General features: G+C 36.8%; 7 protein-coding genes and 1 CRISPR repeat array. Of the genes, 6 read left to right on the top strand and 1 reads right to left on the bottom strand.

Annotated elements, in window-relative coordinates; genetic code table 11:
• Positions 1-195: 195 nt before the first annotated feature.
• On the bottom strand, positions 196-3,384 hold the full coding sequence (cas3f, locus tag Q0017_RS11975; RefSeq protein ID WP_298147128.1) for a type I-F CRISPR-associated helicase Cas3f: 3,189 nt from the start codon (positions 3,382-3,384) through the stop codon (positions 196-198).
• Between the two features lie 96 nt (positions 3,385-3,480).
• Between cas3f and Q0017_RS11970 the strand changes: the two genes are divergently transcribed.
• The 6 genes from Q0017_RS11970 to cas1f all read left to right on the top strand — a co-directional run bounded on the left by Q0017_RS11970 (position 3,481) and on the right by cas1f (position 9,952).
• Complete coding sequence (locus tag Q0017_RS11970) at positions 3,481-4,350, top strand: IS982 family transposase (RefSeq protein ID WP_166222581.1); 870 nt, start codon at positions 3,481-3,483, stop codon at positions 4,348-4,350.
• Between the two features lie 759 nt (positions 4,351-5,109).
• Complete coding sequence (locus Q0017_RS11965) at positions 5,110-6,279, top strand: hypothetical protein (protein WP_298147125.1); 1,170 nt, start codon at positions 5,110-5,112, stop codon at positions 6,277-6,279.
• Positions 6,276-7,178 carry a type I-F CRISPR-associated protein Csy2 gene (gene csy2, locus Q0017_RS11960; RefSeq protein WP_298147122.1) on the top strand — a complete coding sequence of 301 codons (903 nt, stop codon included), beginning with the start codon at positions 6,276-6,278 and terminating at the stop codon, positions 7,176-7,178. Before Q0017_RS11965 ends, csy2 begins: the two co-directional genes overlap by 4 nt.
• 29 nt (positions 7,179-7,207) lie before the next feature.
• Complete coding sequence (gene csy3 / locus Q0017_RS11955; RefSeq protein ID WP_298147120.1) at positions 7,208-8,305, top strand: type I-F CRISPR-associated protein Csy3; 1,098 nt, start codon at positions 7,208-7,210, stop codon at positions 8,303-8,305.
• A gap of 2 nt (positions 8,306-8,307) precedes the next feature.
• Complete coding sequence (locus tag Q0017_RS11950; RefSeq protein ID WP_298147117.1) at positions 8,308-8,985, top strand: type I-F CRISPR-associated endoribonuclease Cas6/Csy4; 678 nt, start codon at positions 8,308-8,310, stop codon at positions 8,983-8,985.
• A gap of 13 nt (positions 8,986-8,998) precedes the next feature.
• Positions 8,999-9,952, top strand: a complete 954-nt coding sequence (cas1f, locus tag Q0017_RS11945; protein ID WP_298147115.1) for a type I-F CRISPR-associated endonuclease Cas1f — start codon at positions 8,999-9,001, stop codon at positions 9,950-9,952.
• Positions 9,953-10,048: 96 nt separating this feature from the next.
• Positions 10,049-11,396: direct repeats of the CRISPR family, unit length 28 nt; unit sequence GTTTGCCATCGCCTAGATGGTTTAGAAG.
• Positions 11,397-11,470 lie beyond the last annotated feature (74 nt).

Here is an 11,470-nt window from a genome sequence, read left to right as displayed (position 1 = left end):
AAATAGCAGAGAACTTTTATCGGTTAGCTGCCTAGCATATCCCAAGTGAAAGTCTCCTGCTAATTCAGCACATATCATACAATTGAAGCAAAAAATAGGCTTAAGGTTCAACTTAATTACGATAATCTATGACTTAAAAAAAAATTTAAAGAAGTCTATTACAGCTATCAAATGCGATCTAGCTATAACTCAATATCATTGTTTTGAGTAAACACCAAAACCTATATGATAAGTCCATTGCGGTATAGTATCCCCATAAATGGCTAAAGATATTTTACAACCTTCTTCAACCGTTATACCTTTTTCTTCACATAATTCAATTAATTCCTCAGGATTTAGATTTAACCATGCATTTAATGGTGCTTCTTCTACTTCAAAATTTACAGTCTTAACTTGTTGTTCATATCTTCCTGTCGCAAAATTCAATTCCTTTTGATGTTCAGGATAATGATAAAAAATCAGCTCATCATCCACATAATCAAAACTATAAACTTCTTTCTTTTGGTACGCACGTAAACAGGTATCTTTATAAATTTGCTCTTTCATTAAATCAGGATGAGCTTGGACACTAGAAAATTTCTGACTTCCTGATGAAGCAAAATATTCTTCATTAAATTCTTCAATTTGCTCATCATCAAATTTAGCAAATTTACAATAATTCATATCAAAGCGTAGACGTGCATCAATCACTAATGTATTTTCTTCTGACCAAGGTAGAAGTTTGGCTAAATCTTGTGTTTTGTAATGCTCATCAGTATCGGCATACCCTTCATAACCCGGACGGGTAAATACTGCTGCTTTACGGTGATTATCTTTATTCTGACAATAACGGTAATTAAATTGTGGAATCACAATATTAGGCGATTTCACCACATTTAAACGATGCCGATTGACACGTCCTGCTGTTTGTACAATAGATTGAATACTTGAAGCATCAATAATAGCCCAGTCAAAATCATGATCTCGTCCAACTTCTTCTACAGGCGTGGCAATCACAATAAAAGGAATATCATCAGTGCTTTGACTGTGTTTTAAGACTGAAAGAATTTCATCATCTGTATAAATATGCTCATTACCTGTAGGGCGTTTGGTGCCTTTTTTATGTCGTGAGAGTAAAAAGTCTAGCCTTTGCTCTTTATGAAAACGTGAAATCAACCAATCATTGGCATGGTAACAAGCGATTTGAGCATTAGGCAATTTATTAGTTAATTCTTTTGCTAAATCAATTGCATGTTTAATATTAGCAACACGAATTAAACCAAAAGAAATCTTTTTATCACTCTTTTTAATTGTCCAAGCATGTTGTTGATGCAATTTTTCAACGTGTTCTAAAACGGTGGCTTTCCAATTATTTACTGTTGGATTTTCAATGGGTGCGAGTTGTGCTAGACGATAAGGATGTGCTGATTTTTCTGCCAAAACTGTTTGTAATTCACTTAAATGTTGTTGGTAGTTTTGGATAAATTGAAATTTTTTCTCAAGCTCGATGAGCTCTATTTTCGGTTTTAGCTCGTTATCCGCTACAGCAAGTATAAATTTTTGTGGCGATTGATATAAAGCCTGACGTATTTCTATACCTGATTCAAAGGCACGATATATGCTGTCTGCAACCGTACTCGATAGCGTTGCCGAAGAACAAATCACATGACGACCATACATCGCAGCAAGTTGTACAAGACGTAACACTGCCATTAATGATTTAGGTTCGTAGCCATCAATTTCATCTAAAATTAAATCACTACTTATTAATCGCAACAAGGCTTTGACATGATGCCCTTGACGATGCGGTTCACCTGCTGCAATTAAATAATCAATTGTTGAAACTAATAGCGGTGATGTTAAAACCGTTTGACCTGTTTTATCGATGCTTTTTCCACGTTTATTATTTTGGGTATATAACGGAATTAACCATGCCGGTAGGTCTTGCACTTCTCCATAGGCATCAAAAATCGGCTCTGCTAAATTTTCATCATCATCTATACCTACATCTTGAGCATTACGTTGATTAAATAGATTCTGTGTGGTTTTATCACCAATAATGATTGCAATTTCATCCTCGGATAAATTCATGGATTGCTGTAAAGCCTCACCTGTTTGCAAGGTTAAAGAGCGCAAATTCAGTGCAATTGCAATTCGGGGATCATTGGGTCTTAAGGTACAGGCGGTTCTTAAATTCATACGGGTTTTACCGCTTCCTGTTCCTGCAATATTTAAGAGTAAACACGGTACATCAGGGGTTTTATTGATGTGTTTTTGTAGGGCATTGGCGACATGATTTTGCCATAAAAAGCGATTTTCGGTAGATGGCTGACAAATATATTCCACCGTTTGCTCGCTTAAACCCGCTAGATTTAAATCGGTGAGCATCTTTGTAGCAATATAACTTGATCGGTCACCGACTTGTTGCAAATGCCAATCTAAAGGTTGATCTTGTATCTTTTCTAATTTTCCCTGTAGGTTTTTCTTAAATTTGGTATTGGCAAATAATTGAATATTTTCAGGTAAATGCTGCGAAAATTGCTCGGCTGAAACAATGTGATCGGCATGAATGAGGGCAGCACGCGCATGTAAAGACAATGCTTTCCAATATAAAGAATTATTCTGGGCACATTCCGTTTGTTTCGCTAGACGATTCATACGATGCCGATGGCTCTTAAAAATGCTCTCGGGCAAATCTCCTGCACAAGTTATTTGAGATTCTGACGGTAAATTATTTCGTACATGCAAAGAAGAAAAATTTTCTCTATCGCCTAATAAACCATGATGTGTTACCACAAGATAATCGACTGCTTCTAACTCATTTTGTAGGGCTTCTTTTTTAATCTCTGTTCTGTTGCCTAAAGTTAATTTATCTATTCTACGATCGATATTCTCCCAAGCTGGTCGCCATTGCCAACCATTGGCGCGCATCGCTTGTAAAAGTTTCATCGATAGCCATTCATGCCGAATGTCATCTTTTACCTTTTTCCCCGCCATGTTTGGGCTAAGTTTATGCTGAAAATGTTGAGATGCTTTGCCAATATCATGTACATCGCCTGCTGCACCTGCCAATAAACTTGCGGCTTTGATCCAATCAGGAATTTGTAATTGCTTTTGCTGTTTTTTGGTTGAGGCAACAGGATATGCACCCGTTGAATTAAATTTATGTTTTGAACCCACTACCCAAGCAAGTCGCATACGGCGTGTACCGAAATTTTTATAAGCAGCAACAGCTGTTTGGCGTGTAGCGGTTTTTTTAAGTGCTTTACGAATTTCATGTAGGCCCTCCATCGTCATTGGGGCTTGCCACGTATTCTGTCCTGTACGAATGGCGTAGCTATCAAGTACTGCTCTGGTCTTTTTTAATGCCCTTTTTTCACAGACCGATACGATAACAATGTGCATAATTAACCCGAATCGCGGATAAGAAATTGACTTGAAAAATAGAAGGACTAGAGCCATCAGTTGAGTTACCACACCAAACTCACAACCCTAGTCCCAATGTTCAATAGTACCGAATTATTCTGCTTAATTGATGACTTTTTTCTACAATTTGAAGCAACTTATTGGAAATTTCTCAAGCAAGATGGCCAACTTTCAAGAATCCGAGTTGCTCAACTCAGTCTTTCAGAAATTATCTTTATTGCTATTTGGTATAAATCCTCTCATTTCACTAATTTCAAAGCCTTTTTCACTTGGTTAAAAGAAGATAAAAGCTATTTATTTAAGTACTTGCCTTGCTATCAAAGGATGATTCATCTGATCAATATGCACCAATTGGCTCTACACGCTTTGCATGTGGCGCTGATGAAAGGTCAAGAAACACAATATTTATGGATTGATTCAACAACTCTTCCAGTTTGTAAAAATCAACGTATTCAACGCCATAAATCATTAGTCCAAATTGCATCACGCGGTAGAAGCTCAATGGGTTGGTTCTATGGCTGTAAATTACATATTGCGATGAATCAATTTGGTGAAATTACCTGTTCTGCTTTATCGAATGGACATGTTGCTGACATAAAAATGGTTGAGCAATTAGTTGATGGCCTAAAAGGAAAAATTTACGGGGATCGAGGCTACATCAGCCAAGAATTAAAGCGCAGGCTGCAAGTTCAAAGTATTGATTTAATTACTTATCATCGGAGGAACATGGAATCTGTTCAACTCAGTGCATCAGATGAATATCACCTAAGGCAACGCAATAAGATAGAAACATTATTCAGCTTATTGAAAGGGCAATATCATTTAGTGACGAGTAAAGCACGCAGTACTTATGGATTTCTCAGCGGAATTTATGCTTCGTTATGTGCATATCAATTAACCCATCGAAATAAGCCAACGATTCAAATTATGGAGTCATCGGCTTAAGCAGGATTCGGGTTAATTAATTTTTTATAATATGAATTGATTGATTTATATTTAGCACATAAACACTTAAATATAAAAGGTTTAAGCGACATAAGTTAACGTATATGAATACCGTTATTCATCTTTATCATTATTATGCTAGAATAAATTGCTTTTTAGTTTGCCATCTCTTAGATGGTTTAGAAAGATGTATACCCTTTTCGTATTTCTGCCATCTCTTAGATGGATTACACATTTTGTTACACCATTAATATTAATATCTTGAATATTTTCATCATATTATCGAATAATTTAAAAACTTATCCCGATGTATACTCATTTATATATTTACTTCAATTCATCAAACTCATATTATAAAAAAAGCAGGTAATCCATGACCAAATTTCATACCTGCTTTGCACAAACCCAAGAATTATTAGTACTACTGGAGATTTAAAATGAGTATATCAGAACAACTTAACTTATTTGAAGAAGACTTACTTCCCAATAATGATTTATCTCAGCATTTAATTGATAGTTACACCGTTCCACAAGTTTCTAATTTAAAACTATCATCCCAAAATCTGAATGACCTTATTCACAATTTAGAGAATATGCTCTATCAACTTAAGCAAATAAATCAATCGTAGAAAATCTTCTAATAGCACGACATTCTGTGTCGTATTGATGAAGTATTGCCATATTTTCATTCAATGATTTATGTTAAAACTAAATTATTCATACACTTTATAAATAAATATATTTAATTCGAAGGTTAAAATGACTTCAAAAACAATAGATCAGGATAGTTATCAGCACACCCTTGCTGAATCTGTCCATCACAGCTTAAAACCTGTAAATACAAATATACAAGGTGGTGGAATCAGATTAGCAAATAATGAAACTCTTAATTTGCCCTATATTTCAGCCAAAACATTATTAGACGAAAATATACATATTCCTGTTGGATATCATACCAATTCAGGGAAAACGGCCACTTTATTTAAAGTAATTAATGCCATTCAATTTGATGAGGATTTATCTGGAACTGATGATGATTTTAAACAGCAAGTCAATCAACTTAAACCTCATTTTAAACAGGCACTGCAACAATCATTCTCGACAGGATTAGAGAATATTGATATTCGTATGCGTCAATTGCTGATTCCTAAAGGCGAGAATCATTATATTTCAATTAGCCCATTATCCGCAGCAGGGGTAAATTTCCTCTTAAATGAGGAAGTTGATCGTTTAAAAGAACAACGTAAATCAGAAGGACAAAACTCTGCTCTTAGAAATATTCAAACCGCAGTTTTTGGAGTAGGCGGCTCGAATAGCCAGAATGCTGGCAGTCCAATTTTAATTAGAGCACTACAACGCCCAATGGTGATATCTAGCCCAACCATCAACCCACAAGAACGACTAGCGTTCCAATATTTCTATAAAGGCTTTGAATATCAGATTTCTAATGCCTATATCAGTCGTGAGCTGTATATTGAATTGACTCGATATGCACAACAACTCATTGAACAGAAAAAATTAAGTCATGATCTTGGATTTAACGATCTTGGCGTTTATGCACCTTTTAATAATATGAATACACGCACTGAAGAAGTCGAAAAATTAAAACTTGTGGTGGAGCATGTTTTAGCACAAGGAAAAGATATTCTAGACAGCTTAAAATCCATAGAAAAACAATTACCTACAGTAGAAGATTTAGAGCGTAAATCTTTTTGGAGTCATCCAAATGTTTCTATTTTGGTACAAGGTTTGATTAACCCTCAATTACAACAGTTTGAAGATTGGCAAGTTTTATTTGCTGACCATATTGCTAAAAAAATCTGCCAACATCGCTATTGGAATAAACATAAAGTAGAAACTGAAATTTCGCTGTCTGAGGCTGATTCTAAACTCTTCTTATCACGTCGTATTCAGGAGTTACTTAAATGAGCCGTTTTATTGTAATTCCATATATTAAAGTGCAAGCCGCTAATTTTGTCAGCAATGGTTTATTAATGGGTGGTGCACCGTTAATGGCAGCAGCGATGTTTTGCCATCACTTAGCCCGTCAGCTTGAATGTGAAGATAAAGGTTTTCATTATATTCACCATGACACACAAAAATTAGGCGGTGAAGCCTACGGACGCTTTACCCCTGCACAGCGCCGTGGTGCGACCTTTATTGGTAAAAATGATTATTCATCTAAAAATAAATATGCACTTTCGCTACAACCGACAGCAAGTTGCCATTTGTTATTTAGCTTAGTGTTAGAAGTGGAAGATTCTGACCCTGATCTAGATATTGTGTTGAACACATTACAACGTAGTAAATTTGCAGGTGGTCATATTTTAGAATTTGGCAAAATTGAAATTTTTAAGAATCTTAAAAAAGCCTTAGCGCAAATCAGTTCAGGTTTTTTAATCCGTGATCGTCAAGATTTACTCACCAACTATCAAAAAGCCTATCAAGTGAATCGTTTACAGGCATTTACCCAACTTCTTGCTTATAAAGCCCAAGATAAACGCAGTGATGTACCACGTTTAGCATTATTGCCAGACGAACGATTGGAATGGCTATCTGCCACCACTTTAGGCTATGCCCTATTAGAACAACCCACCACAGAGCGCTCAGGGATTCGTCATGCAGATCAACAAGATGAAACCCCACATGCTTATGCCGAACCATTAACAGGGCTCATTGACTATTTATCTTTAAATTATGTGTTAGCCGAAATAGCCAAAGATGACTCTCGCTACGCTGATGATTATTTAACAACGCTGCAATGGTCACACAGTTGGCTTCCCAAAGATGTTTTTTTATTGCAACAATCCCAAAACTTAGACAATTAATACACACTTTATATATAGGAAAAAATTTCATGTCTAAAGCTGAAAACTTTAAAAAATTACCAGGCAGTTTGTCATTACAACGTGGCACTTTAATCAGTGATGCAGCTTTTTATCATTTACATGATGATGGTAAAGAAGAAATCTTAAATGTGATGTACCACGGTATTCGTGGTACACAAAACGTGGCAGGTAATAAAGCCAAAGGTGCCGCTGTTGGTAATGCGGTGGCACGTGAAGTATCAAATATTCAAATGACTGAATCTGCAAAACTTTTCCCGAATACTAAACTACTCGTTAAATGGGATTTACGTTTTATTGATTTACAACATATTTTATTTGCTGCTGCAACCAAAGCAGGTGCAGATAAACAAGACGAAAAAGATTTCCGTCAAGGTTTTAAAGATTTTGTAGAAAAAGCCAAAGAAAGTGAAGGCATTAAAGAAGTTGCTCGCCGTTATGTGCGTAATATCGTGAATGGTCGTTGGTTATGGCGTAACCGTGTAATTGCCGAAAATATTCTAATTAAAGTCAGCAAAGCCAATTTGCATGATAACAGCCAAAGCGTAAAAAGCTATGAAAAAATTGCCGAATTTAAGGCTTTAGACTATGGCTTAAAATCTTTTGCTGATGTATCTGCTGATGAGAAAAAACTTGCCGACATTATTGTTAAAGGCATGCAAGGCGATGTTAGCGCAAGTTTACATATTGAGGCGATTTTAGATTTTGGTATGGGCGCTGTTGAAGTATTTCCATCACAAAATTATTTAGAAGATAAGCCTAAAGGCTTCTCTCGTTCACTCTATCAATTAAATCCTAAAACACCGAATAAACAATCGAGTGATAACCAATTTTTAGGGCAAGCTGCAATTCGTGATCAAAAAATTGGTAATGCTTTGCGTACCATTGATACATGGTATCCAGAATTTTTAGAAAATGATGAAAAGCCAATCCCTGTTGAGCCAAATGGTGCAAGTTTAGATGCACAGCAATTTTTCCGTGTGGGTAAAGAAAAAGTCTCAGGTTTTGATATTTTAAAAGAAATTCGCACCTTAGACCCAAACAGCGAAAAAGGTATGTTTATGATTGCCTGTTTAATCCGTGGCGGCGTTTACTCTGAGGGAGAGTAAATATGCAAGCAAATTACTATCTTGATCTTCGTATTATGGATAGCGCAGATGATGGCGAGCTGACCCTCGCCCATCTTCGTAATCAAATTTATAGCATTTTGCATGCGGTATTTCGAGAAATCCCCAATACCTTTGCGTTGGCACTTGAAATATCGCCAAAGCAAAAAGCCAAAATGCAGAAAAAGGCGCTGAAATACAATGCACCTGTATTACCTCAATACGATGTGCTGCGTATTTTTGCCACCGAACAGCATTCGCTTGAGCAATTAATTGATAAGATTAAAGGACATTGGAAAATTCGGGATTATGCAATATTAAATCATCCCGCTGCTGTACCCACGGCAAAAGTAACAGGCTATAAATCTTATTTCCGTTTTCGTATTCCGACATTAAATTCAGAACGCAATGCTACTGAGAAAACTGAAAGCCGTAATGCCAAACGTCTTAAACAAGCCAAAAAGATGCCTTATTTTCAAGTGGCGAGCCAAACGACAGGACAAGGCTTTACAGTCAATGTTGAAATTTTAGATGTTGATTTAAATCATCCTCAATACGGTTTACCTAAAAGTTATACAAATCCTGAGAATGCTCATGTGAAGGATTTAAACGGTTTGCCTGATAGTTATGGTTTAGCACGTAAGCAACAGGCCTTTGCCCTTCCTGTATTTGAAGTGATTTAAAAGGATATGAATGATGAGTGATCTCCGTCAACAACGCAGCCGAGCTTTAATGCTGTCTAAACGTGCTTGTGTATTTTATTTAGAACGTGTACGTGTTGCTTTAAAAGATGATCGGATTGTGTATCTGACGGATAGCTTACAACCTGTAGAGCATTTCTATAATATTCCCGAGAAAAACACCGCTTTTTTATTGTTAGGAAAAGGCAGTTCAATTACCGATGCTGCCGCTAGACGACTTGCAGAATCCAATGTGATGGTAGGTTTTTGTGGTTCTGGCGGCTCGCCTTTATTTTCTGCGCTCGATTTAACTTTTCTTGCGCCACAAAGTGAATATCGTCCAACCGAATATATGCAAATTTGGATGAAAGCATGGTTGCAAGATGATGTAAGAGTTTTAATGGCAAAAATCCTACTTTTAGAACGTATTTCTATTGTAGAAACTATTTGGAAAAAGAATATTGCCTTAATTCAACATGGTATTGTGCTTGATCAAGTTGCTCAACAACGTTTTCAGCAAGATATTGAACATGCCACCAATCAAACCCAATTGTTAGCAGCAGAAGGAAGATGGGCAAAATCATTATATAAAAACTTAGCAGCAGGTTTTAATTTTGAGTTTAGCCGTGAAGAAGGTAAAGCATCGCATGAATCTATGCGAGATATTGCCAATAGCTATTTAGACCATGGTAATTATATTGCTTACGGCTACGCGGCTGTCACTTTAAATGGTATGGGCATTAGCTTTGCCTTGCCTATTTTACATGGTAAAACTCGCCGTGGTGGCTTGGTGTTTGATATTGCTGATTTAGTGAAAGATGCTTTTGTGATGCCTCAAGCCTTTGCATCTGCAAAATTGGGACATAACCAAAAAGAATTTCGGATGCAATTGATCGAAACGTGCCAAGATAATGATGTTTTAGACTATATGTTTAACTTCATTTCTGAGATATGCAATAAAATTAAATAATTTCAATGATTTATAGAATATATATTTTCTGATCTATTTTCACTCTTTAACAGCTTATGTTATTATTATTTAGAGTTTTTTTAATTAAAATCTCTAGTTTGCCATCGCCTAGATGGTTTAGAAGTTACACTCTTAAGCAGCTCTTTTAGTCTAGGTGTTTGCCATCGCCTAGATGGTTTAGAAGTAAGGTGAGAATGGCTTGGGGTTGATAAAGCTGTTTGCCATCGCCTAGATGGTTTAGAAGATTCAAGAAAAAGAATGGTATTCGTTTAACCAGTTTGCCATCGCCTAGATGGTTTAGAAGAGTGACACTTATTCCCTCCACATGCAACGCATGTTTGCCATCGCCTAGATGGTTTAGAAGTGCTGATCAAGAGCAACAAGTTTACCAGTAGAGTTTGCCATCGCCTAGATGGTTTAGAAGACCAATAACCCCAAGCCAACTTTACGCAATTTGTTTGCCATCGCCTAGATGGTTTAGAAGTGTTGGTGCAGGTCGCAAGATAACTTGATTTGGTTTGCCATCGCCTAGATGGTTTAGAAGTTGGGGGTCGCTTGGAATACCCAAACTGGTAAGTTTGCCATCGCCTAGATGGTTTAGAAGTTAACAATTGATATATCAATTCCATATTCAAGGTTTGCCATCGCCTAGATGGTTTAGAAGATTCAGCTAGTTGAGTAGAAAGTACTTTAATTGTTTGCCATCGCCTAGATGGTTTAGAAGTGAACAACAAATCCTTTATCTGCTTTAGATCAGTTTGCCATCGCCTAGATGGTTTAGAAGATGCTGAATAAACCAATTTCAAATTATTTGGTGTTTGCCATCGCCTAGATGGTTTAGAAGTATGTCTAAGGTTATTGTTGAACTATTAGAAGGTTTGCCATCGCCTAGATGGTTTAGAAGACTTTCGGGAATATATAACTTTACAGACTATAGTTTGCCATCGCCTAGATGGTTTAGAAGTATCAACGCGTTGATAGGGTCATTGGGGGGTGGTTTGCCATCGCCTAGATGGTTTAGAAGAATCAGGTATTCCCATTGGTACAGCTTCTAAAGTTTGCCATCGCCTAGATGGTTTAGAAGACGGAGAAGAATAGCAATATGTCTTTTCAACAGTTTGCCATCGCCTAGATGGTTTAGAAGTTCTGGTACACCTACATCTAATGATTGAATAGGTTTGCCATCGCCTAGATGGTTTAGAAGGTGAATGACTACCTGGCCCACCAGGATATTATGTTTGCCATCGCCTAGATGGTTTAGAAGTAAAAAATGCTCGCCATACAGCGCCATCATTTGTTTGCCATCGCCTAGATGGTTTAGAAGTATGTGAGTCCCCTGTAAGCGGTTTAGCCTTTGTTTGCCATCGCCTAGATGGTTTAGAAGGGTGAATCCAAAACGTGTGTTCGTGTGATGAAGTTTGCCATCGCCTAGATGGTTTAGAAGGGCTTTGTTGCACAAAGATTTGAAATGCAAAGCGCCCCTAATTGAGCCAAATTTAAGGCGTAACTTGGGTAAGT

Source organism: uncultured Acinetobacter sp. (assembly GCF_947624825.1).
GTDB lineage: Bacteria > Pseudomonadota > Gammaproteobacteria > Pseudomonadales > Moraxellaceae > Acinetobacter.
This window is presented reverse-complemented; position numbering and strand designations above follow the sequence as displayed.